Raw genomic sequence first — 22,916 nt, forward strand, 5'->3', positions numbered from 1 at the left:
GGTGATGGGCGAGACATGCGAACGGCCGGAGTGCTCCGGCAGCGGCAGGATCGACGCCGACGGCTACTGCGACGAGTGCGGGCTGGCCCCGGCGGGCAGGGCCACCGCGACGCCCGGGGCCTCCGGGGCGTCCGCCCCCTCGGCCACGGCGGCCGGCCCCGGCTCGCCCTGCCCGCGCGACTGCTCCGGCACCGTCGACCCGGACGGCTACTGCGACGAGTGCGGGCTGACCCCGCCCACCGGCGACACCGGCGTCACCCAGCCCTACGTCCCCTCCGCCCGGGTCTCCCCCGGCTCCGGCCACAACGGCTCCGGCCACAACGGCTCGGCCCGCTCGCTGTCGGCCCGCACCGGCTCGGCCCGTTCGATGTCCGGCCGCTCCCGCTCGCACCGTTCCACCCGCACCGGCAGCAGCCGCTCGCTCTCGGTCCGCTCCACCCGGGGCGGCGTCACCGCGGGCACCCGCAGCCGGCTGGGCGCCGGTCTGGTCACCGTGCCGACCGTCGCGGCGGCCGACCCTGCCCGGGCGGTGCTGGCCGACCCCGAGGTGCCCGAGCACAAGCGCTTCTGCTCCAGGTGCGAGGCCCCGGTGGGCCGGGAGAAGAACGGCCGCCCGGGCCGCCCGGACGGCTTCTGCACCAAGTGCGGCACGCCGTACTCGTTCACGCCCAAGCTGCGCCGCGGCGACCTGGTCGGCGGGCAGTACGAGGTGGTGGGCTGCCTGGCGCACGGCGGGCTCGGCTGGATCTACCTGGCGGTGGACCGGCGGGTCAACGACAAGTGGGTGGTGCTCAAGGGCCTGCTGGACACCGGGGACGAGGACGCGCTCGCGGCGGCCGTCGCCGAACGGCGCTTCCTGGCCGAGGTGGACCACCCGAACATCGTCCGGATCATCAACTTCGCCGAGCACCCGGACCTGCGCACCGGCGCCACCGACGGCTACATCGTCATGGAGTACGTCGGCGGGAAGTCGCTCAAGGACATCGCCAACGAGCGCCGCACCCCGGACGGCCGGCGCGAGCCGCTGCCGGTCGAGCAGGCGATCGCGTACGCGCTGGAGGCGCTGCCGGCCCTGGGCTACCTGCACGGCCGGGGCCTGGTGTACTGCGACTTCAAGATCGACAACGTGATACAGAGCGGCGACGCGCTCAAGGTCATAGACATGGGCGCGGTCCGTCGGTTCGACGACGACGGCCCGATCTACGGCACCATCGGCTACCAGGCCCCGGAGATCGCCACCGACGGCCCGTCCGTCGCCTCCGACCTGTACACCGTGGCCCGCACCCTCGCGGTGCTCACCTTCGACTTCCAGGGCTACAGCGGCACCTACCGCCACTCGCTGCCCGGCCCCGAGCAGGTCGAGGCCTTCGCCAGGTACGAGTCGTACTACCGCTTCCTGGTCCGCGCCACCGACCCGGACCCGGCCCGCCGCTTCGCCTCCGCCGAGGAGATGGCCGACCAGCTCACCGGCGTGCTGCGGGAGGTCCTCGCCCTCCAGGACGACCGGCCCCGGCCCGCGCCGTCCACCCTGTTCGGCCCCGAACTGCGCGTCGTGGACACCGAGTTGGTGCTGCCCACCGAGCAGGCCGGGCAGCTCCGGGTGGCCCCGCTGGACGCGGCCGCCGCCGCCCTCGCGCTGCCCGTCCCGCGGGTCGACCCCGGCGACCCCAACGCCGGCTTCCTGGCCGTCCTGGTCACCCCCGACCCCGAGGAGACGCTCGCCGCACTGGCCGCCGCGCCCACCGTCTCGGTCGAGAGCCGACTGCGCGAGCTGCGCGCCCTGCTCGAACTCGGCCGCCACGGGGACGCCGCGAGCCGCCTCGCCGAGCTGGAGCAGGACCAGCCGGACGACTGGCGGGTGGTCTGGTACCGCGGCCTGACCGCGCTGGTCGGCGCAGCCCGGGCCGAAGGGCCCGCCGGCGCCGGAAGCGAGGAGCGAGGGAGCGGCGCAGGAGCGCGGGAGCGACGGCCGTCGGTGCCGGGCCAGGAGAGCCCGGAGGCGAGCGGGCGGGTCACGTCCGGCCTGCGGGCCGCCGCGGAAGCCTTCGACGCGGTCTACGACGCCTTCCCCGGCGAGGCCGCCCCCAAGCTGGCCCTCGCCATCTGCGCCGAACTGCTCGGCGACGGCGGCGACGCGGCCGAGTTCTACCGGCTGGTGTGGGCCACCGACCACGCCTACCTGAGCGCCGCCTTCGGGCTGGCCCGGGTCCGGCTGGCCGAGGAGGACCGGACCGGCGCGGTCCGCGTCCTGGAGACCGTCCCGGCCACCTCCAGCCAGTACACCGCCGCCCGGATCGCCGCCGTCCGGGCCCGGCTGCACGAGCGCCGGCCCACCGACGACCTGGCCGCCGACCTCGGCGCGAGCTCCGCGCAGCTGACCGCGCTGCGGCTGGACGACCGCCGCCGCGAGGAGCTCGCCGTCGAGGTGCTCCACGCGGCCCTCGGCTGGGTCTGCGCCGAGGCGGCCGCCGGCCGGCGGGCCACCGATCTGGTGGTACTGGGACGTCCCGCACAGGAGCGGGAACTGCGCTTCGCCCTGGAACAGTCCTACCGGGTACTCGCCCGGTTGGCCGACCGGGCGGAGACCAGGATCGAGATGGTGGAACGGGCCAACCGTGCCCGTCCCAGGACGTGGGTGTAGCAGATGCCGCAGCAGACCGAGTGCCCGAGCTGTTCGGAGCCGATGGACCCGGAGGACGCCTACTGCGGCTCCTGCGGGACCGGCCGGGACGGCCGGGCGGCCCCCGGCGCGATGCCGGCGAGCTGGGCCGCCGCGCGAGGCGAGGCCGTACCGTCGCCGCGCGGGCCGGTCTGCGTGCACTGCGGGCAGCCGCAGGTCGCCGCGGACGGCTACTGCGAGGGCTGCGGCGGCGCCCAGCCGCGCCCGCGCGACCACATGGAGAAGGCGCTCGGGGGCGTCGCCGGGGTCAGCGACCGCGGCGTGCGCCACCACCGCAACGAGGACTCCTTCACCGTCGCCGCGACCTCGCTGCCCGGCGGCGAGCCGGTCGTGGTCGCCGTGGTGTGCGACGGCGTCTCCTCCTCCGACCGCCCGGACGAGGCCTCGGAGACCGCCGTGGACGCCGCCTCCGAGTCGCTGCTGACCGCCCTGGAGGCCGGCCGGGACCCGAACCAGGCGATGCGCCAGGCCATCGCCGACGCCGCCAAGGCCGTCGCCGACCTCGCCACCGACGGCGCCGGCCCCACCCGGCCCGACCTCAACGCGCCCGCCTGCACCTACGTCAGCGCCATAGCCTCCGGCGGCCGGGTCACCATCGGGTGGGTCGGCGACACCCGGGCGTACTGGATCCCGGACGACCGCGCGGCCGCCGAGCCGTTCCGGCTCACCCAGGACGACTCCTGGGCCGCCCGGATGGTCGAGGCCGGGCTGATGGGCGAGGCCGAGGCCTACGCCGACCCGCGCGCGCACGCGATCACCGGCTGGCTCGGCGCCGACGCCGAGGAGGTCGTGCCGCACACCCTCGACTTCACCCCGCACGTCCCCGGGGTGGTGCTGATCTGCACCGACGGGCTGTGGAACTACGCCGAGGCGGCCACCGACCTGGCGTACTACGTGCGCCCGGACGCCCGCACCGAGCCGCTCGCCACCGCGCAGACCCTGGTGAAGTTCGCGGTCGCGGCCGGCGGCCACGACAACATCACCGTCGCCGTGCTGCCGATCGACCCGCCGGCCGCCGCCGTCGAGGAGGCCGACGAGACCCCGACCGCGCTGGACCTGCCGCTGATCACCGCGCGGCCCGCCGGCCAACCGGCCGCGCAGGAGGACGAGGACCACGAACCGACCCTGCCGGACATCCCGGTGATCGGCTCGCCCGCAGCCCCGCTGCCTCCGGCCCCGCCCGCGCCCCCGGTGGCACCCCCGACGCCGTCCGTCCCGCCGACCGCCCCCGCCGCTCCGGCCCCGCCCGCCGTCCCGCCCGTCCCGCCGCAGCCGCCGCACCCGCCGACGGCCTGACCGACCGCCCGCCGGACGCCCCGGCGCCACGGCCCGCCGGCCCGCCCGGCGGGCCGCCCGACCGTCCTGAGCACGTCCACCCCTCACCCGACGGGAGCCGACCGCCCCATGGCAACACTGGCGAAGCCGAACCTGCCCAGGTTCAACGTGGAGATCTTCCAGAACGAGTACCTGGCCGACGGCGCCCGCGAGGTCAACGCCATCGTCACCGTCACCGCGACCGGCGGCGGCACCTCCGGCGGCCGGCCGCTCGGCTTCGCCGACGCCACCCCGGCGGGCACCGACACCGCGGCGGCCGTGGTCATCCTGGTGGACTGCTCGGGCTCGATGGACTACCCCAAAACCAAGATCAACGGCGCCCGCGAGGCCACCGCCGCCGCCATCGACGCGCTGCGCGACGGCACCGCCTTCGCCGTGGTCGCCGGCACCCACGAGGCCCGCGACATCTACCCCGGCGACGGCACCCTCGCCACCGCCTCCGCCACCACCCGCGCGCAGGCCAAGGAGTCGCTGCGCCGGCTCACCGCGGCCGGCGGCACCGCGATGGGCACCTGGCTGGCCAAGGCCGACACGCTCTTCCTCACCCGCCGCGACATCGCCATCCGGCACGCCATCCTGCTCACCGACGGCAACAACGAGCACGAGTCGGCCGAGGAACTGGCCCGCAACATCGAGCGGGTGACCGGCCACTTCACCGCCGACTGCCGCGGCGTGGGCACCGACTGGCGGATCGACGAGCTGCGCAGGATCTCCTCGGCGCTGCTCGGCACCACCGACATCGTCGCCGAACCCTCCGGCCTGGCCCAGGACTTCCGCGCGATGATGACCGGTGCGATGGGCAAGCAGGTCGCCGACGTCGCGCTGCGGATCTGGACCCCGGCCAACGCCACGGTCAGGTTCGTCAAGCAGGTCGCCCCCTCGGTCGAGGACCTGACCTCCCGCCGCACCGAGGCCGGCCCCCGGGCCGGCGACTACCCCACCGGCTCCTGGGGCGACGAGAGCCGCGACTACCACGTCTGCGTCGAGGTGCCGGCCGCCTCGGTCGGCAACGAGATGCTCGCCGCCCGGGTCAGCCTGGTGCTGCCCGAACAGGTCGCCGGCGGCACCTCGGAGGTGCTCACCCAGGGCCTGGTCAAGGCGGTCTGGACCGACGACCTGGCCTCCTCCACCCGGATCAGCCCGCAGGTCGCCCACTACACCGGGCAGGCCGAGCTCGCCTCCTCCATCCAGGAGGGCCTGGAGGCCCACCGGGCCGGGGACGTCGACCGCGCGACCTCCAAGCTGGGCGCCGCCGTCCGGATCGCGCACGCGACCGGGAACGAGGGCACCTACAAGCTGCTCCAGAAGGTGGTGGACGTGGTGGACCCGAAGGAGGGTACGGTTCGGTTCCGTAAGAACGTGAGCGAGGCCGACTCGATGACCCTTGAGACCCGGTCGACCAAGACGGTACGTGTGAAGAAGTGACCGCTGAAGACGTGACCGGGCCGGCATCCCGGCGCGACACCGCACCGAGCCGGCCCGAAACGAGGGGGACCTGATGCCGATCTGCCCGAGGGGCCACGAGTCGCAGGCCGAGGACTGGTGCGACTTCTGCGGCTTCCCGATGACTCCGCCGGCCCCCACGCCGGGGGCGCCCGGAGGGTACCCGGCGGCGCACGGAGCCGCCCCCGCGCCCGGCACGCACGCCGGGCACCCGGGGCACGGCGGCGCGCCCTTCGGTGCGCCGCCGCCTCCGCCGCCGATGCCCCCGGGGGCCGTCCCGCCGCCCGGGGCACCCCTGCCGCCCCCCGGCATGGTGCCTCCGCCTCCGGGCGCGGTGTCCCCGCCTCCGCACGGGGCCGTCCCGCCGCAGGCCGGGCCGCAGGGCCTCACCGCGGGCCTGGCGGTCTGCCCGATCTGCCGCAGCCCGCAGACCGGACGGTTCTGCGAGGAGTGCGGCTACGACTACGAGCTCTCCACGCCCTCGCGCCGCCAGGTGCCCGGCGCCGGCCACACCCCGCCCGGCCCGGCCCAGCAGCCGCCGCTGAACATCCCGGCGTCCTACGGCGGCACCCCGCCGCAGGCCCCGCCAGGCCAGGACCCGTACGGCCACGCCCCGGCCGGCCAGCCTCCGCTCGGGCAGCCGCCGCTCGGGCAGCCCCCGGCAGCCCAGCAGGCCGTCGCCCCGCCCGTCCAGCAACAGCCGCACACCTACGGCTACCCGCCCTCCTTGCCCGCCAGCGGGCAGGAGGGGCCCACGCCGGAGGGCGCGTTCCCCGACACCTCGGTGCGGGAGGACTCCGGCCCGGTGTACGCCCAGCCGGCCGGCCCCGGCCCGAACAGCCGCGGCGGCGACTTCGGCACCTCCTTCAACCTGGCCCCGCCGCAGCAGCCCCAGGAACCCGTCCCGGCCGAGCCGGTACGGACCAACTGGATCGCCGTGGTGTCCGCCGACCGGGACTACTTCACCGAGATGATGGCCCGCAGCGGCCCCGAGGCGGCCGGCCTGTTCTTCCCGCCGTACTGCCCCGAGCGCCGGATCCCGCTGACCGGCCGCGGCCAACTGCGGATCGGGCGGCGCAGCCAGCACCGCGGCACGGTGCCGGAGATCGACCTGTCCGTACCGCCGGAGGACCCGGGCGCCTCGCACCAGCACGCGATGCTCGCCGAACAGGCGGACGGCAGCTGGGTCCTGGTGGACCAGGACTCGACCAACGGCACCACCATGAACGGTGGCGCGGAGCCGATCGCCCCGCACACCGCCGTGCCGCTGAACGACGGCGACCGGATCCACATCGGCGCCTGGACCACCATCACCGTGCACCGCGGCTGAACGACGCGGCCCATTGGCAGGCCGTCAGCTGAAAGTCCATCGGGCAATTCGCCCGGTGGTCCGACGGCGACAACTCCGGCCGGGCCGGGCGGAATTCGACATCCGCCCGGCCCGGCTTTGTTTGGCCCTTCCTCAAAACATCCGCAAATTCGCCGTCCCGGATGTGCACAAGAGCCTTCACAACCCCTAGGCTCATGGCACATGACTGCTGCTATATCCGCTGACGGCATCCGCCAGCGGTACGGGGATGTGCAGGCCGTCGACGGGGTGTCCTTCACCGTCGAGGCCGGCGAGTTCTACGGGATCCTGGGCCCCAACGGCGCCGGGAAGACCACCACGATGGAGATCCTGGAGGGCGTCCGGAAACCGGACGAGGGCCGGGTCCAGCTCCTGGGCATGGAGCCCTGGCCGCGCAATCCGAAACTGCTGCCGCGAATCGGCGTGCAGTTCCAGGCATCCGCTTTCTTCCGGAAACTGACGGCCCGGGAGACCATCCGCACCTTCGCGTCGTTCTACGGGGTCGGCCCCAAGCAGGCCGACGCGATGCTGGAGCGGGTCGGCCTCTCGGACAAGGCCGAGACCCTGACCGACCAGATGTCCGGCGGCCAGGCCCAGCGCCTGTCGATCGCCTGCGCACTGGCCCACGACCCGGAGCTCGTCTTCCTGGACGAGCCCACCACCGGCCTGGACCCGCAGTCCCGGCGCAACCTCTGGGACCTCCTGCGGGACATCAACGCCGAGGGCCGCACGGTCGTGCTGACCACGCACTACCTGGACGAGGCCGAGGTGCTCTGCGACCGGGTCTCGATCATGGACCACGGCAAGATCCTGCACACCGGCGCCCCGGCGGCGCTGATCCGCGAGATCGACGACACCGTCCGGATCAGCGTGGCCTCCGGCCAGCTCCCGCTCGACCGGGCCCGGGAGCTGCTGACCGCGGCCGGCGCCGACATCGCCACCCTGGAGGACGACACCGTCTCGCTCTCCGTCTCCACCCGCCTCCCCGCCCCGGTGCTCAGCGTCCTGGCCGAGCAGAACGCACTGCGCGGCCTGGAAGTGCGCGGCGCCACCCTGGAGGACGTCTTCCTCCAGCTGACCGGACGGGAGTTCCGCGCATGACCGCCACCATCCCCACCGAGCCGCAGTCCCCCGCCCGGCGCGGCGGCCCGGCCGCCGGCGAGCGGGAGCGGGTCAGCGCGTTCTGGAGCCTGTCCCGCGCCATGCTGCTCGGGATGAAGCGCGACCGCACCGCGACCTTCTTCATCCTGCTGTTCCCGCTGGTGTTCCTGGTGTTCTTCGGCACCGTGACCAAGAGCTCCGGCAGCCCGCACGCCAAGGTGGCGCAGGTCGGCGCGGTGAAGCTGTTCGACTCGATCCAGGGCGACGAGCGGGCCGGGCTGGACAAGGTCCTCACCGTCACGAAGACCGACGACGAGGCCGCCACGCTGGAGAAGGTCCGCAAGGGCGACTACGACGCGCTGATCAAGCAGGGCCCGGACGGCAAGGTCGAGCTGCGTTACACCGCCGCCGACCAGGTCCGCGCCGGCGCGCTCCAGGGCATCCTCAACTCGGTGGTCCAGAACGCCAACCAGGCGGCCACCGGCCAGAAGCCGGCCTTCGTGCTGGACTCCCAGCAGGTCGAGGACAAGTCGCTCAAGCCGATCCAGTTCCTCACCCCCGGCCTGCTCGGCTGGGCCGTCGCCACCGGCGCGGTGTTCGGTGCCGCGCTGACCCTGGTCAACTGGCGCAAGACCAAGGTGCTGCGCCGGCTGCGGCTGGCCCCGATCAGTGCCGGCACCGTGGTCAGCTCCCGGATCCTGGTCTCGCTGCTGACCGCGTTCCTGCAGACCGCCGTCTTCCTGGTGGTCGCGACCAGCTTCTTCGGGCTCAAGCTCACCGGCAACTGGTGGCTGGTCATCCCGCTGGTGGCCTGCGCGACGCTCGCCTTCATGTCGATCGGCCTGCTGGCCGGCTCGGTCGCCAAGACCGAGGAGGCCGCCAACGGCATCTCGCAGATCATCGTGCTGCCGATGTCCTTCCTGTCCGGCTCGTTCTTCCCGCTGGACGGCGCCCCGGGCTGGCTGAAGGCCGTCTCCGAGGTCATGCCGCTGCACTACCTGGTCAACTCCGCCCAGTCGGTGCTCACCCGCGGTGGGGGCGTCATGGACGCCCTGCCGACCATGGGCGGCCTGCTGCTCTTCGCGGCCGTGCTGACCGGCATCTCCTGGAAGCTGTTCCGCTGGGAGGACTGACCGTCCGCGGTTGACATCCACTGATCCCGACGGGGTCGTACGCCTTTGGTCCCGGTGTACGACCCCGTCGGCGTCTGCGACCATGGTCGGGTGAGAGAGATCCGGCGAGGCACGTTGAGCGAGGAGACCTTCTACGACCAGGTCGGCGGTGAGCCGACCTTCCGGCGGCTGGCCCACCGGTTCTACGAAGGCATCGCCGAGGACGAGTTGCTGCGGCCGATGTACCCCGAGGAGGACCTCGGGCCGGCCGAGGAGCGCATGGCCCTCTTCCTGATGCAGTACTGGGGCGGCCCGCGCACCTACAGCGAGCGGCGCGGCCACCCGCGGCTGCGGATGCGGCACGCGCCGTTCAAGGTCGACAAGGCCGCGCACGACGCCTGGCTCACCCGCATGCGGGCGGCCGTGGCGAGCCTGGAGCTGCCGGCCGAGCACGAGCGGCAGCTGCTCGAGTACCTGACCTACGCCGCCGCCTCGATGATCAACACCCCGGGCTGAGCCCGTTTCCCGGAGCCCGCGCGCCGGAGCCCGTCCCCGGAGCCCGTGCGCCGGGCCGCCGGGCAGGGCTGCCGGACCGGGGGCCGACGGACCGGGGCTACCGGACCGGGCTGAGCCCCAGCCCCGCGCCCGGCGCGGCCACGGTGCGCACCGCCACCGAACCCGCCGGGGCGCTCAGCCGCAGCCAGCCGCCCGCCCGGTGCACGGTCAGCGCGGCGCCGGGCTTCAGGAAGCCGATCACGTACGCGGCGTGCAGCGCGCGCAGCGGCAGCTCGGGCAGCGCGGTCACCGGGCGGGACCAGATCTCGTCGGCCAGCGCGTCCAGCGCCGCGCGGCTGCGGTGGTGCGCCGGGACGGCCTCGCTGCGCTCGCGGAACTCCTGCACCCCGGCCATGAGTTCGGGGTACACCTCGGCCGCCGGCGGGGCGCCGACCGGCCGCCAGCCGGTGCGCGGCGGCAACAGTCCCGCCCAGGCCGGGCCGGTCACCGGCGCGGGCAGCGCGACGGCGCCCGCCTCGGTGTCCACGCCGTCCAGCAGTTGGCCCGCCGAGACGGTCAGGTCCACCGGCTCGTCCAGGCCGCCCAGCCGCACGGTGCGGATCGCCAGCGCGCCCGAACCGCCCAGCGGAAGCCGTCCGAAGACCGCGAGCACGCCGTCCCCGTCGCCCGGGGCCACCGCCTGGAGCCGGACGGCCGCCGACCGGTCGAAGCGCAGCAGGCGCAGCAGGAAGGCGGAGAGGTCGGCGGCCTCCCCGGTGTCGGCCAGGGCGAGACGGGCGGTGATGGTCACAGCGGTTCAGCTCGAATCGTCAGATGGGGTCAGACGGCGGCGACTGCCGGCTCTTCGTCCATGAAGCGGCCGAGGAACTCCCGCTCCACCGGCGAGATCCGGCGCGGCCGGCCCTCGGCCAGATCGTAGGGGACGACCACGGTGGACGCGCGGACGTACACGACGTCGCTGCCGTCCTCGGCGACGTCCTTGATCTCGTACGAGACGGTCAGCGAGGCGCCACCGATCTTCGTCACCCAGGTCTCGATGGTGACCGGCTCGGGCCGGTGCACCAGTGGACGCTTGTAGTCGATCTCGTGGCGCGCCACCACCGAGCCGCCCGCGAACTCCCCGGCGCCGGCCGCGGCGGCCTGGGTGAACATGAAGTCGATCCGGGCCTCCTCCAGGTAGCGCAGGAAGACCACGTTGTTGACGTGCCCGAAGGCGTCCATGTCGGACCAGCGCAGCGGGCAGGCGTAGATGTGGCGAGCCACGGGAGTTCTCCTCGGTGTCCGGTCGCCCGCCGCCGTGCACCGCCGGTGCGGCGGACGGTGGCGACGGGCCGCGGCCCGGCAGGCCGCCCCGGAGGGCAGTCTGCCGGGCCGTCGTGACGGCTGGGTGTCAGCCTCGGGTCAGCTTCTTGTAGGTGGCCCGGTGCGGACGGGCGGCGTCGGCGCCGAGCCGCTCGATCTTGTTCTTCTCGTACGACTCGAAGTTGCCCTCGAACCAGAACCACTTGCTGTCGCCCTCGTAGGCGAGGATGTGGGTGGCCACTCGGTCCAGGAACCAGCGGTCGTGGGAGATGACCACGGCGCAGCCGGGGAACTCCAGCAGGGCGTTCTCCAGCGAGGAGAGCGTCTCGACGTCGAGGTCGTTGGTGGGCTCGTCGAGGAGCAGCAGGTTGCCGCCCTGCTTGAGGGTGAGCGCCAGGTTCAGGCGGTTGCGCTCACCACCGGAGAGCACACCGGCCGGCTTCTGCTGGTCCGGGCCCTTGAAGCCGAAGGCCGACACGTAGGCGCGGGACGGCATCTCGACCTGGCCGACGTTGATCCAGTCCAGACCGTCGGAGACGACCTCCCAGAGGGTCTTCTTCGGGTCGATGTTGGCGCGGGTCTGGTCGACGTAGCTGATCTTGACGGTCTCGCCGACCTTGACCGTGCCGCTGTCCGGGGTCTCCAGGTCCTGGAGCATCTTGAACAGGGTGGTCTTGCCGGCGCCGTTCGGGCCGATGATGCCGACGATGCCGTTGCGCGGCAGGGTGAAGCTCAGGTCGTCGATCAGGACCTTCTCGCCGAAGGCCTTGTTGAGGTTCTCGACCTCGATGACGATGCTGCCCAGGCGCGGGCCCGGCGGGATCTGGATCTCCTCGAAGTCCAGCTTCCGCATCTTGTCCGCCTCGGCCGCCATCTCCTCGTAGCGGGCCAGACGGGCCTTGGACTTCGCCTGGCGGCCCTTGGCGTTGGAGCGGACCCACTCCAGCTCCTCCTTGAGGCGCTTGGCGCGCTTGGCGTCCTTCTGCCCCTCGACCTTGAGACGCGACTGCTTGGTCTCCAGGTAGGTGGAGTAGTTGCCCTCGTAACCGATCGCGCGGCCGCGGTCGAGCTCCAGGATCCAGCCGGCCACGTTGTCCAGGAAGTACCGGTCGTGGGTGACGGCCACGACGGTGCCCTTGTACTTGGCCAGGTGCTGCTCCAGCCAGTTCACCGACTCGGCGTCCAGGTGGTTGGTGGGCTCGTCGAGCAGCAGCAGGTCCGGGGCCTCCAGCAGCAGCTTGCAGAGCGCGACGCGGCGCTTCTCGCCACCGGAGAGCTTGGTGACCGCCCAGTCGCCGGGCGGGCAGCCCAGGGCGTCCATGGCCTGCTCCAGCTGGGCGTCCAGGTCCCAGGCCTCGGCGTGGTCCAGCTCCTCCTGGAGCTTGCCCATCTCCTCCAGCAGCGCGTCCGAGTAGTCGGTCGCCATCAGCTCGGCGATCTCGTTGAAGCGGTCGAGCTTCCCCTTGATCTCCTTGACGCCGTCCTGGACGTTCTCCAGGACCGTCTTGGACTCGTCCAGCGGCGGCTCCTGGAGCAGCATGCCGACGGTGAAGCCGGGCGAGAGGAAGGCGTCGCCGTTGGAGGGCTGCTCCAGGCCGGCCATCATCTTCAGCACGGTGGACTTACCGGCACCGTTGGGGCCCACGACGCCGATCTTCGCTCCGGGGAGGAAGCTGAGCGTCACGTCGTCAAGGATGACCTTGTCTCCGTGAGCCTTGCGCACCTTGCGCATCGTGTAGATGTATTCCGCCACGTGAGATCGCTCCGGCGTCGTCGGGAGTAATTCGGCTTGCAGCCTTCCATTGTGCCGCACCCGGCCCGGAGCCCCGAATCGCCCGGGTGACCCCACGGGGGTATCCGCAGCCGCTCCCCACCGGCGGGAGCCCGGCGGCCCGGCTCCCCCTCCGCTCCTGCCGTCCCGTACCCGGAAACACGGCGGCCCGGCTCCGCCGCTCGGCCCCCTCACCACAGCCGACGCCCCTCCCCGCCCCGCGCCGCACAGCGCGACGGCCGGCTCCCCGCAGCGGGTGCGGGGAGCCGGGCCGGTTGCCGCTCTCAGGGCCTCGGGAGGTCAGTGCCTCCCGGCCCGCTCGGGCGGTTCAGTCGGTTCAGGCGGTGCTGCGACCGTGGCGGCCGCGGCGGCGCAGGACGAAGACGGCAGCGCCACCGGCCACGACCAGGCCACCGGCGACGGCGGCGAGGATCGGGGTGGAGTCATTGGCACCGGTCTGGGCCAGGCCACCGGTGCCCGGGGCGGCGCTGGTGGTCGCCGGGGTGGGCTGGCCGGCGCCGCTGCTCGGGGTGCCCGACGGGGTCGCGCTCGGGGTGCCCGGCGGGGTGCCGGTCGCGGCCGGGGTGGTCGGGGTCGGGGTCACGCCGACCTTGCAGTCGAGGACGCCCGTGAACTGCTTGGAGTAGCCGTTCGGGCCGGTCACGGTGAACTCGTAGTGGGCCTTCTCCTCGACCTTGACGAGCACGCTCTCGGTCTTGCCCGGCTGGACGGCGACCTGCTGCTTGCCGACCGTGACGGTGGCGGCCTCGTCACCGCTGTTGGTGACGGACACCCGCACGCCGCCGGCGGCGCACTCCTCCTTGGCGGTGCTGTCGATCAGCGCGCCCTTGCCCTGCTTCCAGGTGGCCTTGGCGCCGGCCGCGACGTTCACCTTGGTGGAGCCGGCCAGGATCATGGTCTGGCTGTGGCGGCCCCGGTCGTCCACGCCACTCATGAAGACCCGGCCGCTGAGCACGTTGGCCTCGGCGGTGGCGTTGATGGCGGCCTTGCCGTCCGGGGTGCCGGCCGGCACATCCAGGAACAGCGGGGTGTCCTTGCCGATCGGACCGGCCAGGCTGCCGTTGACCGGCTTGTTGTCCTTGTCCAGCAGCTTGATCTTGTCCGCGGCGTCACCGGTGACGGTCAGCTTGACCTCGTTCGCGCTGGAGTTCAGCAGGAACGGGCCGAGCTTGCCGCCCGACTTCCCGGAGACCGAGTCCGGGGAGAGGACCAGTGAGGGCTTCGGCTCGGCCGCGACGCCCTTGTTGGCGTCGCCGACCAGGTAGTCCCGCAGCTTCTTGGCCTTGTCGTTGCGCGGGATGGCGTTCTTGTTGTCCGAGAACTTCCAGATCGCGGCCTGGGTGCCGGCAGCGGCGTCCGCCTCGCTCAGGCCCTCGATGTGGCTGTTCGTGATCAGGGACGCCAGGGTCGCCTGCGGGTACGAGTTGTCCAGGATCCAGCGGATCTTGGGGGCGTTGGCGTTGCTGTTGAGGGAGCTCGATGCCCAGTCCGCCTCGTGGTACTTGGCGTTGCTGTCCAGGTAGACCGGGTTGTCGAAGTCGATGCAGTACGTCCGGAGCTTCTCGCCAGCGTCCGTCTTGAGGGTGAACAGACCACCGTCGACGGTCCGGTCCCCGACGTCGATCTTCTCGCCGAGCATCTCGTTCTGGACTTCCGCGGTCACGCCCGAGGTCGGGGTGCCGGCCGCGGCCGCCGCACCGGCCGCGAACAGGCCACCACCCAGCGCCAAGCTGGTCGTGAGCATGACAGTGGTTATCCGGGACAGACTCCGCCCCTGCCTCTGGAACATCTGGGATCCCTCCGGGCCGGGCCGCACCGAGTGGGCAGCCCGCCGACTTGCCGTTCCGCGCGTGCCCCCTGTGGCACCGCTGCGGTATGAACCAGACGAATCCTATTGAGCCCCGGAGGCCCCGAGCTCCCCATGCGAAATCAGGACGATTCCGTATCTGGATCGTTATCAATCCCCTCAGGTCCCACACAAGTTGACGGTCGGCCGGAAAACCGCCGCCGTTTTCCGTTATCCGGCCGGATTGCGCGTGCGGACGCAACAGCCTTCTCGATCAACATATTTGTCGACAGGTAAGGCCATCGACACGTCAGATCGGCGCGCCCGCGGCGTCACCTCCCCACTCCTTCCCGGCCGCCTCGCCCGACTCTCCCGCAACCGGCCGCCCACCCGGCGGCAGCGCCCGCACGGCGGGGGCCGCGACCGCCGCCGAGGCTGCCAGGGAGGGCGCCCCGGACACCGCCGCCGAGCCCCTGCGCGCCTCCACCGCGCTGACGATCCACTGCGGCACCACCTCGCCCCCGGCCTCCGCCCCGGCCGGCCCGGCGCCACCCGGCGGCTGCCCGCGCACCCCCGCCGCCCACCGGAAGGCCGTGGTACCACGGGTGAGATCGTGCCCGACCGATCGGGCGTCGATCTCGGCCCGGCTCCGCTTCACCTCTCCGTCCATCCACTCGCGCACCCGCAGCCGGCCGCTCACCAGCACCGGATCGCCCTTGGCCAGCGAGCCGATCAGGTTGACCGCCAGCGCCCGCCAGGCCGTCACCGCCACCCACTGCGTCTCGCCGTCCACCCAGCACTCGCGCTGCCGGTCGTACCGCCGCTCGGTGCAGCCGAGCCGGAAGTTGGCCATCGGCACCCCGCCGTTCGTTTCGCCGTAGCTCACCTCCGTCGCCACATTGCCGATCACCGTCACGTGCGTCTCGCTCACGGCACACCCTCCGTTCTCGCCGATGCACCGTACGGAATCGATCGGTGCGCCTTGAGCGTGCACTTCGGAAGAAATCCCGGCGACCGACTTCCGAAATCCTGTGGATAACTCGGGCCTGTGGAACTGTTGTCACTCGCGGGGGTGAATTTCAGCGTTCCGCTGCCGCTTCGACCCCCATCTCTTCGCGGCCATGACAACAAACCCGCTGCTCCCCGCCCCGCCGGCGCACCCGGGAGCCCGCCCCGGAACCCGCCCGGGAACGCCCTCCGGAACGCACCCCCGGCGAGCGTCCGCGCACGTCATCCGACCGGCGCAACCGCGATTAAGGCCCCCCACCCGCACCGTCGGCGACGCATTCTCCGTGCCGAATCCATAACGGGTGAGGAGGCAGCCCCGTAACGACTGCACAACGTCCGGCTCGGAACACTCCCAGACCGCTGCACTCACGGCCTTCACCTGCGATTATCGGACCGCTCCACCGAACCGACACACCAACGGCGGTGTCGTCACACCCAGCCTGGGAACTGGACACCCTTATCCTGTCCCCGACAGGACGAGGGCCCACCACCCCCACCCTCAGGCACGGGGCCGGACAGCGCGCGCCCCGGCGCTCGCCAGCCCGATCCCGGCCACGGTCGCGCCCACCAGGGCGCCGCCCGTCCCGCCCCCATAGCTCAGCGGATAGAGCACCCGCCTTCTAAGCGGTAGGTCGCAGGTTCGAATCCTGCTGGGGGCACCACCCGCCGATTCCACAGGCCGCCGCGCCGACGGACACTTTCCGTGCCCGTTTCGGACCAGTCGGTAATCCTGCGCGCCGACCGCCCTGCACGCCCGTCGCACAGAACTCGTGACCGTGCGTGTCGTGGCCGCCGCGAAAACGGGCCGAAAGCGGGGTCAACCGGAACAAGCGGAATTCCCGTGAATCCCCGCCCGAACGCACCGGTCAGCCCCCCGACCGGGCCGGGACGGACCGCTCCGCCCCCGACCGGACCGCCCCGGCCTACGCCGCCAGCCCGGCCAGATAGGCATCCAGCAGCTCCGTCTGCCGCTCCGCCGGGAAGTCCTCCGGGGCGAACAGCGCCTGGACCACCAGGCCCAGCACGAAGGCCTGCGCCCCCGCAGCGAGCGCGGCCGGGTCGGCCTGCGCCGGGAGCTCCCCCAGCCGCTGGGCGTCCGCGACGTGCCCCGTGAGCGCCGTGCGCGAGCGCGCGTAGCGGCCCGCGTGCGCGGCCGCCAGCTCCGGGTCGGCCAGGGCGTGGTCCCAGGAGCCGACCCAGATCCGGTTGTCGGCCGCGGACTCACCGTCCAGCGGCAGGACGTCCAGCAGCGACGCCCGCACCCGGGCCAGCCCGGCCGGCGGCAGGCTGCCGTCGGTGGGGGCGGTGCGCCGGGGCCGGGCCAGCGAGCGCCGGTCCAGCTCGTCCAGCGCATGGCTCAGCAGCGCCCGCTTGTTCGGGAAGTAGTGCGTCAACATCCCGGTGGAGGCGCCCAGTTCGGCGGCCACCGCGCGCAGGGTCAGCCCCTCGAAGCCGCGGGTGGAGAGCACTCGCCACACCCCCTCGGAGACTTCCGAGCGGCGGGCGTCATGGTCTCCACGGGCCGGTGTCATGGGGGCTATCGTACATACCAAACGTTTGTTATGAATGATCCAGCCAACCTCAGCACCACCCCGTGAAAGGCCGCCCGTGTTTGCCGTACCGCTCACCGAGAACGCCGAACTGCGCCCGCTGGAGCCCTGGCAGGCCCCCGAGTTCCTGACCCACCTCGACCGCGCCCGCGCCCACACCGACCCGTGGATCCCGTGGGCCACCTTCTCGGTCGACCTGGACTCCGCCCGCGCCACCCTCCAGCGCTACGCCGACGGCCTGGCCGCCGACCAGAAGCGGATCTACGGCATCTGGCTGGACGGCACGCTGGTCGGCGGCGTGATGTTCGTGCACTTCGACGCCCAGTCCGGCGTCTGCGAGATCGGCGCCTGGACCGAACCGGCCGGCGAGGGCCACGGGCTGATCACCGCCGCCGTCAGGCAGTTGCTCGACTACGCCTTCGTCACCCGCGGCATGCACCGCGCCGAGTGGTGGTGCTCCTCCGTCAACGCCCGCAGCCGGGCGGTCGCCGAGCGGCTCGGCATGACCCGCGACGGCGTGCTGCGCGAGTGGTACCCGTACAACGGGGTCCGCTACGACAAGGAGATCTGGGCCATCCTGGCGCCGGAGTGGACCAGCCGGGCCTGAAGGGCCCGAACCGGGTGCGACGCCGGGCCCGGTGGACTCCCCGTCCACCGGGCCCCGCACCCGCCGTCGGCCCCCGGCCGCCGGCCCGTCAGGCGGTCGACGCCTCCTCGGCCGGCCGCAGCCGCAGCACGCACACCAGCGCCAGCGCCAGCACCCCGCCCGCCGACAGGAACACCACGTCCACCGCGTCCGTGAAGCTGCGCACCGCGTGCTCGTGCGCCGCACCGGTCAGCGCCCGGACCGCGCCGAGCGGCCGCCCCGGCTCGCCCGCCTCGAAGACCCGGGACAGCACGGTGCCGAACAGCGCCGCGCCGAGCGCGCTGCCGAGGCTCTGGAAGAACCGGATGCCGGTGGTCGCCACGCCGAGCTGGTGCCGGGGCGCCGCCTCCTGCACCACCGTGATCAGCTGGCCGATCAGCTGCCCCAGCCCACAGCCCAGCAGGGCGAGTTCGGCCAGCACGGCCCACAGCCCGGTGTCCGGCCCGCTGAGGCCGAGCAGGGCGAGGGCCAGCGTCGCGCAGGCCGCGCCGACCACCAGGAAGGTCCGGGCCGGGTGGCCGCGCCCGGTCAGCCGGCCGACCACGATCCCGGCCGCCGTCATCCCGGCCGCCATCGGGATCAGGTAGAGGCTGGCCGCGGTCGGGGCGACGCCCCGGGCGACCTGGAGGTAGAGCATCACGTACATGATCGAGCCGATCATGCCCATCCCGACCAGGCCCTGGATCGCGAAGCCCAACCGCACCGCGCGGATCCGGAACAGCGAGAGCGGCAGCACCGGCTCGGCGGCGGTGGCCTGGCGCCACAGGAAGAGGCCGAACGCGCCCAGGGTGGCGGCGGACAGCCCGAGGATCACCGGGGACGTCCAGGCGTGCTCCTTGCCGCCCCACTCGGTGACCAGCAGCAGCCCGGTCGCGAAGGCCGCGGCAAGGGCCGCGCCGACGAAGTCCAGGCTCCGGCGGCCGGTCGCCGGCGGCAGCTTGACCACCAGGGCGACACCGACCAGGACCAGCAGCCCCAGCGGCAGGTTGATGTAGAAGATCCAGCGCCAGCTGAGGCGGTCGGTGAACAGCGCGCCGACCAGCGGCCCGACCGCCATGCCGAGGCCCGCGATGATCCCGCCGATCGCCCCGCCCCTGCCGCCGCCGCGCTCCTCGGGGTCCTTGAACTGGGCGATGACCACCATGGTGACGCTCATCAGCCCGCCCCCGCCGATGCCCTGCACCGCCCGGAAGGCGATCAGCTGGTCCATCGACTGCGCCGCCCCGCAGAGCGCCGAACCGAGCAGGAAGGTGCCGACGGCCCCGAGCAGCACGCGCTTGGCGCCGTACGCGTCGCAGAGCCTGCCGTACAGCGGCAGCAGCGCGGTGGCGGCCAGGGCGAACGCGCTGACCAGCCAGGGCAGCCGGTCGACGCCGTGGACGGGGTCGAGGTCCCGGACGATCGGCACGGTGGCCGCCGACACGATGTTCATGTCGAGCACCGCCAGCACGATCGTGACCAGGCAGAGCAGCATGCCCAGCCCGCGCTGGGCCCGGGTCATCAGAGCGGGTGCGGTCGGGTCGGACGCGGTCGGCGCGGGTGCGCCCAAGGTCTCGGATGGCATCGGAAAGTCCCCCGGAATCAGTGGAGTCGGGCCCGGACCGGCGTGGTCGGGCGGGCTCGGCACCACCATGGCAGACTTTTTATACCTGGTCAATTCTTCATCCGAGCCAATCATTCGGCCAGGTCGACCTTTGATCCTGGTACAGTTCCCCTCATGGCGACCCGCACCGGCATGAACCTCGGCCGCGACATCGACCTCGACGCGCTCCCGCTGCGCGAGCGCAAGAAGATCCAGACCGGCATCCGGATCTGGAACACCGCGATCGCCCTGTTCGCCGAGCGCGGCTTCGACCAGGTCTCGGTGGCCGAGATCGCGGCCGCCGCCGAGGTGTCCAAGATGACCGTCTTCAACTACTTCCCGAGCAAGGAAGACCTGGTCATGGGCCCCATGGAGCAGCACCTCGACGAACCGGCCGAGGTGGTGCGCGAGCGCGCCCCGGGCACCTCGGCGGTGGCGGCGCTGCGTGAGCAGTACCTGTCCGCGCTGGAACGGTTCGACCCCGCCACCGGACTGAGCGACCAGCAGGCCGCGCTCGACGTGATCCGGCTGGTCCACCACACGCCCGCCCTGCTGATGCGCGCCACGGCCGGCTTCGACCACCGGGCGCAGTCCCTGCTGACGGCCGAACTCCTCGCCCAGGACCCGGACCACGACGAGCTGACCGCGCGGATCGCCGCCGCTCAGCTGCTGGCCACCCAGCTGGCGCTGACCGGCGAGAACCAGCGCCGCATGATGGCCGGCGAGAGCGCCGCCGACGCCCTGCCCGAGGCCCTCGACCGGGCCCGCCGCGCCTTCGCCCTGGTCGAACACGGCCTCGGCGACTACTGCGCCCGCACCGCCTGAGAGAGTTGGCGCACCACGACCGACCGGAGGTGCGCATGGACCAGCCGCTGCTCACGCGGGACCGCTCCGCCCTGCCCGCCCAGGCCGAGGGCCTCAACGCGTACGTCGGCGAGGACGGCGTCGCGGTCCTGGAGTTCGCCCGCCCGCACCGCCGCAACGCGGTGACCCTGGCGATCTGGCAGGCGCTGCCCAAGGTGCTGGAGCAGCTGGCCGGCCACGGTGGCGTGCGCGTCCTGCTGCTCACCGGCGCCGGCAACACCTTCAGCGCGGGCGCGGACATCGCCGAACTCTCCGAGGTGTACGGCGATCCGGACCGCGCGGAGGCGTACCACGCCACCAACGTCGCCGCCGAGGAGGCGCTGGCGGCCTTCCCCCACCCGACCCTCGCCGTGGTGCACGGCGCCTGCGTCGGTGGCGGCTGCCAGCTGGCCGTCGCCTGCGACCTGCGGTTCGTCGCCGAGGACGCCCGGCTCGGGATCACCCCGGCCAAGCTCGGCGTGGTCTACTCGGCGGCACCGACCGTACGGCTGGCCCGGCTGGTCGGCCCGGCCCGGGCCAAGTACCTGCTGTTCTCGGGCGAGTTGGTGACCGGCCGGGACGCGCTGCCGCTGGGTCTGGCCGAACGCGTCCTGCCGGACGCCGAACTGGACGTCGCCGCGCTGGACTTCGCCCGACTGCTGACCCGCCGCTCGACCCACACCATCGGCGCGGCCAAGGCCGTCCTGGACGCCCCGCCCGAGCGGGCCGACGAGGTCCTGGCCCCCTGGCTGCTGCGCTCCCGGGAGGGCTCGGACGTCCGCGAGGGCCTGGCCGCCTTCCTGGAGGGCCGCCCCGCCCGGTTCTGAGCCGGGCCCGCCACCGGGCCGGGGAGCCGGCGGACGGGGCCGCACCGACACCCGTACGATCATCCGGCCGGAATCCGTCCGCCCCTTCACGCCCCCCGGAGCACCCACCCCGATGACGACCGAGGCCGAGGCCGCGCCCGCCCCCACCCCCCGGACGATCCGGGCCCGCCGCATCACCGACGGCCTCGAACCGAAGAACGTGATCATCGTGCTGCTCCCGCTGCTGGGCGGCCTCCGCTACGGCTGGCCGGGCATCGGCTGGGCGGTGTTCGCCGTCCTGTTCGCCGCCGTCGTCCCGACCCTGTTCATCCGGCGCGGCATGCGCCAGGGCACGGTGGCGGACCGTCACGTCGGCCACCGGCAGCGCCGGCTGACCGTCCTCCCGTTCATCATGGGGTCGGTACTGCTCAGCTTCGCGGTGATGATCGGACTGGACGCCCCGGCCGACCTCACCGCGCTGGTGCTGGCGATGTTCGCCTCGCTGATCCCGATCCTGGTGATCACCGCCTGGTGGAAGGTCTCCGTGCACACCGCCGTGGCCACCGGCGCGGTGGTCTGCCTCGCCATCGCGCTCGGCCCGCTCTGGCTGCTGCTCGGACCGCTGGTCCCGGCGATCGGGTGGTCCCGGGTGGTGCTGCGGGACCACACCACCGCGCAGACGGCCGTCGGCGCGGTGGTGGGCGCGCTCACCGCTGGGCTCACCTTCTGGGCCGCCCGATAACGGGCCGCCCACGGACAGGCCGCCCACCGCTGGACCGCCCGCCAGCCGGCTAACGGATCGGCATCCCCGAGATCGCCCGGGCGATCACCAGCCGCTGGATCTCGCTGGTCCCCTCGAAGATCGAGTAGATCGCGCTGTCCCGGTGCATCCGCTCCACCGGGTACTCCCGGGTGAAGCCGTTGCCGCCGAGGATCTGCATCGCCTGCGCGGTCACGTACTTGGCGGTCTCGCCCGCGTACAGCTTGGACATCGAGCCCTCGGCCGCGGTGAACGGCTGGTTGTTGACCGCCATCCAGGAGGCCCGCCACACCAGCAGCCGGGCCGCGTCGATCCGGGTCTTCATGTCGGCGAGCTGGAAGGCCACGCCCTGGTTGTCGATGATCGGCCGGCCGAACTGCTCGCGGGTCTTCGCGTAGTCCAGCGCCACCTCGTACGCGGCCCGGGCGATGCCGATCGCCTGCGCGCCGACGGCCGGGCGGGAGGCCTCGAAGGTGGCCATCGCCGCGTTGCCCCTGCCGCCCGGGCGCTTGACGCCCTCGCGGGCCCGGGCCAGCCGCTCGTCCAGCTTGTCCTTGCCGCCGAGCAGGCAGTTGCCGGGCACCCGGACGCCGTCCAGCACCACCTCGGCGGTGTGCGAGGCGCGGATGCCGTGCTTCTTGAACTTCTGGCCCTGGCTCAGCCCCGGGGTGCCCGGCGGGACGACGAAGGAGGCCTGGCCCTTCGCCCCGAGCTCCGGGTCGACGGTGGCCACCACCACGTGCACGGCGGCGATCCCGCCGTTGGTGGCCCAGGTCTTGGTGCCGTTGAGCACCCACTCGTCCCTGGCCTCGTCGTACACCGCCCGGGTGCGCAGCGCCGAGACGTCGGAGCCGGCGTCCGGCTCGGAGGAGCAGAAGGCGGCCACCTTGACGTCCTCCGGGGTGCCGAACATCTGCGGGGTCCAAGTGCCGATCTGCTCGTCGGTGCCGTTGGCCAGCACCGCGACGGCGGCCAGGGTGGTGCCGACGATGGACAGCCCGATGCCCGCGTCGCCCCAGAACAGCTCCTCCATGGCGATCGGGATGCCGACGCCGGAGGGGTCGAAGTACTGCTGGGCGTAGAAGTCCAGCGAGTAGATGCCCAGCTTGGCGGCCTCCTGGATGACCGGCCAGGGGGTCTCCTCGCGCTCGTCCCACTCGGCCGCGGCCGGTCGCATCACGTCGGCGGCGAAGCCGTGCAGCCAGTCGCGTACGGCGAGCTGGTCCGCGCCCGGGTCCAGCGAGAACGTGCTGCTCATGGTGCTTGCCTCCGAAGACGTGTGCGGCCGGCCAGGGTGTTACCTCCG

19 protein-coding genes and 1 tRNA gene are annotated in these 22,916 nt (G+C 73.0%); 12 read left to right on the forward strand and 8 right to left on the reverse strand.

Annotated elements, in window-relative coordinates:
* Positions 1–4: 4 nt before the first annotated feature.
* From ACIRRH_RS13545 to ACIRRH_RS13575, 7 genes are all read left to right on the forward strand, one after another.
* Positions 5–2,641 carry a tetratricopeptide repeat protein gene (locus ACIRRH_RS13545; RefSeq protein WP_403066194.1) on the forward strand — a complete coding sequence of 879 codons (2,637 nt, stop codon included), beginning with the start codon at positions 5–7 and terminating at the stop codon, positions 2,639–2,641.
* Positions 2,642–2,644: 3 nt separating this feature from the next.
* Entirely contained in the window at positions 2,645–3,976 is a 1,332-nt protein-coding gene (locus ACIRRH_RS13550; RefSeq protein WP_403066196.1) for a protein phosphatase 2C domain-containing protein, read from the forward strand.
* A 108-nt stretch (positions 3,977–4,084) separates the two neighbouring features.
* Positions 4,085–5,440, forward strand: coding sequence for a VWA domain-containing protein (locus ACIRRH_RS13555; protein ID WP_403066198.1), 1,356 nt, complete (start codon positions 4,085–4,087; stop codon positions 5,438–5,440).
* Between the two features lie 328 nt (positions 5,441–5,768).
* Positions 5,769–6,788 (forward strand): FHA domain-containing protein, encoded by a 1,020-nt coding sequence (locus tag ACIRRH_RS13560; RefSeq protein ID WP_403066200.1) that lies wholly within the window; start codon positions 5,769–5,771, stop codon positions 6,786–6,788.
* Between the two features lie 201 nt (positions 6,789–6,989).
* Positions 6,990–7,907, forward strand: coding sequence for an ABC transporter ATP-binding protein (locus ACIRRH_RS13565; RefSeq protein ID WP_363392509.1), 918 nt, complete (start codon positions 6,990–6,992; stop codon positions 7,905–7,907).
* On the forward strand, positions 7,904–9,040 hold the full coding sequence (locus ACIRRH_RS13570; protein WP_403066203.1) for an ABC transporter permease: 1,137 nt from the start codon (positions 7,904–7,906) through the stop codon (positions 9,038–9,040). The genes ACIRRH_RS13565 and ACIRRH_RS13570 overlap by 4 nt, the downstream gene beginning before the upstream one ends.
* A gap of 90 nt (positions 9,041–9,130) precedes the next feature.
* Positions 9,131–9,535 (forward strand): globin, encoded by a 405-nt coding sequence (locus ACIRRH_RS13575; RefSeq protein WP_224284852.1) that lies wholly within the window; start codon positions 9,131–9,133, stop codon positions 9,533–9,535.
* Positions 9,536–9,632: 97 nt separating this feature from the next.
* Here ACIRRH_RS13575 and ACIRRH_RS13580 read toward each other — a convergent pair whose 3' ends face one another.
* The 5 genes from ACIRRH_RS13580 to ACIRRH_RS13600 all read right to left on the reverse strand — a co-directional run bounded on the left by ACIRRH_RS13580 (position 9,633) and on the right by ACIRRH_RS13600 (position 15,346).
* Positions 9,633–10,325, reverse strand: coding sequence for a hypothetical protein (locus tag ACIRRH_RS13580; protein WP_403066205.1), 693 nt, complete (start codon positions 10,323–10,325; stop codon positions 9,633–9,635).
* A 29-nt stretch (positions 10,326–10,354) separates the two neighbouring features.
* Positions 10,355–10,798 (reverse strand): thioesterase family protein, encoded by a 444-nt coding sequence (locus ACIRRH_RS13585; protein WP_363392503.1) that lies wholly within the window; start codon positions 10,796–10,798, stop codon positions 10,355–10,357.
* A 127-nt stretch (positions 10,799–10,925) separates the two neighbouring features.
* The gene (gene ettA / locus ACIRRH_RS13590) at positions 10,926–12,590 is read right to left on the reverse strand and encodes an energy-dependent translational throttle protein EttA (protein WP_403066207.1); all 1,665 of its coding nucleotides are present in this window, start codon (positions 12,588–12,590) and stop codon (positions 10,926–10,928) included.
* Positions 12,591–12,945: 355 nt separating this feature from the next.
* Positions 12,946–14,373, reverse strand: a complete 1,428-nt coding sequence (locus ACIRRH_RS13595) for a Cys-Gln thioester bond-forming surface protein (protein ID WP_403066209.1) — start codon at positions 14,371–14,373, stop codon at positions 12,946–12,948.
* Positions 14,374–14,725: 352 nt separating this feature from the next.
* Entirely contained in the window at positions 14,726–15,346 is a 621-nt protein-coding gene (locus ACIRRH_RS13600) for a single-stranded DNA-binding protein (RefSeq protein ID WP_403066211.1), read from the reverse strand.
* A 663-nt stretch (positions 15,347–16,009) separates the two neighbouring features.
* Here ACIRRH_RS13600 and ACIRRH_RS13605 point away from each other — a divergent pair.
* Positions 16,010–16,085, forward strand: a tRNA-Arg gene (locus tag ACIRRH_RS13605).
* A gap of 261 nt (positions 16,086–16,346) precedes the next feature.
* Here ACIRRH_RS13605 and ACIRRH_RS13610 read toward each other — a convergent pair.
* Positions 16,347–16,955, reverse strand: a complete 609-nt coding sequence (locus tag ACIRRH_RS13610; RefSeq protein WP_403066213.1) for a TetR/AcrR family transcriptional regulator — start codon at positions 16,953–16,955, stop codon at positions 16,347–16,349.
* Positions 16,956–17,031: 76 nt separating this feature from the next.
* Here ACIRRH_RS13610 and ACIRRH_RS13615 point away from each other — a divergent pair, with 76 nt between their 5' ends.
* Positions 17,032–17,580 carry a GNAT family N-acetyltransferase gene (locus tag ACIRRH_RS13615; protein ID WP_403066215.1) on the forward strand — a complete coding sequence of 183 codons (549 nt, stop codon included), beginning with the start codon at positions 17,032–17,034 and terminating at the stop codon, positions 17,578–17,580.
* An 88-nt stretch (positions 17,581–17,668) separates the two neighbouring features.
* Here the strand turns inward: ACIRRH_RS13615 and ACIRRH_RS13620 are convergent, their stop codons facing one another.
* Positions 17,669–19,183 (reverse strand): MFS transporter, encoded by a 1,515-nt coding sequence (locus tag ACIRRH_RS13620; RefSeq protein WP_403066217.1) that lies wholly within the window; start codon positions 19,181–19,183, stop codon positions 17,669–17,671.
* Between the two features lie 153 nt (positions 19,184–19,336).
* Here ACIRRH_RS13620 and ACIRRH_RS13625 point away from each other — a divergent pair, with 153 nt between their 5' ends.
* The 3 genes from ACIRRH_RS13625 (at position 19,337) to ACIRRH_RS13635 (ending at position 21,592) form a co-directional block, all read left to right on the forward strand.
* Entirely contained in the window at positions 19,337–20,026 is a 690-nt protein-coding gene (locus ACIRRH_RS13625) for a TetR family transcriptional regulator (protein ID WP_403066219.1), read from the forward strand.
* A gap of 35 nt (positions 20,027–20,061) precedes the next feature.
* Positions 20,062–20,871 (forward strand): enoyl-CoA hydratase/isomerase family protein, encoded by an 810-nt coding sequence (locus tag ACIRRH_RS13630; protein ID WP_403066221.1) that lies wholly within the window; start codon positions 20,062–20,064, stop codon positions 20,869–20,871.
* Positions 20,872–20,983: 112 nt separating this feature from the next.
* Positions 20,984–21,592: a hypothetical protein gene (locus ACIRRH_RS13635; protein WP_403066223.1), complete on the forward strand. Its 609-nt coding sequence runs from the start codon at positions 20,984–20,986 to the stop codon at positions 21,590–21,592.
* Positions 21,593–21,641: 49 nt separating this feature from the next.
* Here ACIRRH_RS13635 and ACIRRH_RS13640 read toward each other — a convergent pair whose 3' ends face one another.
* Entirely contained in the window at positions 21,642–22,868 is a 1,227-nt protein-coding gene (locus ACIRRH_RS13640) for an acyl-CoA dehydrogenase family protein (RefSeq protein ID WP_403066225.1), read from the reverse strand.
* Between the last annotated feature and the right edge of the window lie 48 nt (positions 22,869–22,916).

Source organism: Kitasatospora sp. NPDC101235 (assembly GCF_044767505.1).
Taxonomy (GTDB): Bacteria; Actinomycetota; Actinomycetes; order Streptomycetales; family Streptomycetaceae; genus Kitasatospora.

Coding starts and splice junctions, on each gene's coding strand:
- ACIRRH_RS13545 (WP_403066194.1), top strand. CDS start 5: ATGGGCGAGACATGCGAACGGCCGGAGTGCTCCGGCAGCGGCAGGATC.
- ACIRRH_RS13550 (WP_403066196.1), top strand. CDS start 2,645: ATGCCGCAGCAGACCGAGTGCCCGAGCTGTTCGGAGCCGATGGACCCG.
- ACIRRH_RS13555 (WP_403066198.1), top strand. CDS start 4,085: ATGGCAACACTGGCGAAGCCGAACCTGCCCAGGTTCAACGTGGAGATC.
- ACIRRH_RS13560 (WP_403066200.1), top strand. CDS start 5,769: ATGGTGCCTCCGCCTCCGGGCGCGGTGTCCCCGCCTCCGCACGGGGCC.
- ACIRRH_RS13565 (WP_363392509.1), top strand. CDS start 6,990: ATGACTGCTGCTATATCCGCTGACGGCATCCGCCAGCGGTACGGGGAT.
- ACIRRH_RS13570 (WP_403066203.1), top strand. CDS start 7,904: ATGACCGCCACCATCCCCACCGAGCCGCAGTCCCCCGCCCGGCGCGGC.
- ACIRRH_RS13595 (WP_403066209.1), bottom strand. CDS start 14,373: ATGCTCACGACCAGCTTGGCGCTGGGTGGTGGCCTGTTCGCGGCCGGT.
- ACIRRH_RS13610 (WP_403066213.1), bottom strand. CDS start 16,955: ATGACACCGGCCCGTGGAGACCATGACGCCCGCCGCTCGGAAGTCTCC.
- ACIRRH_RS13620 (WP_403066217.1), bottom strand. CDS start 19,183: ATGCCATCCGAGACCTTGGGCGCACCCGCGCCGACCGCGTCCGACCCG.
- ACIRRH_RS13625 (WP_403066219.1), top strand. CDS start 19,337: ATGGCGACCCGCACCGGCATGAACCTCGGCCGCGACATCGACCTCGAC.
- ACIRRH_RS13630 (WP_403066221.1), top strand. CDS start 20,062: ATGGACCAGCCGCTGCTCACGCGGGACCGCTCCGCCCTGCCCGCCCAG.
- ACIRRH_RS13635 (WP_403066223.1), top strand. CDS start 20,984: ATGACGACCGAGGCCGAGGCCGCGCCCGCCCCCACCCCCCGGACGATC.
- ACIRRH_RS13640 (WP_403066225.1), bottom strand. CDS start 22,868: ATGAGCAGCACGTTCTCGCTGGACCCGGGCGCGGACCAGCTCGCCGTA.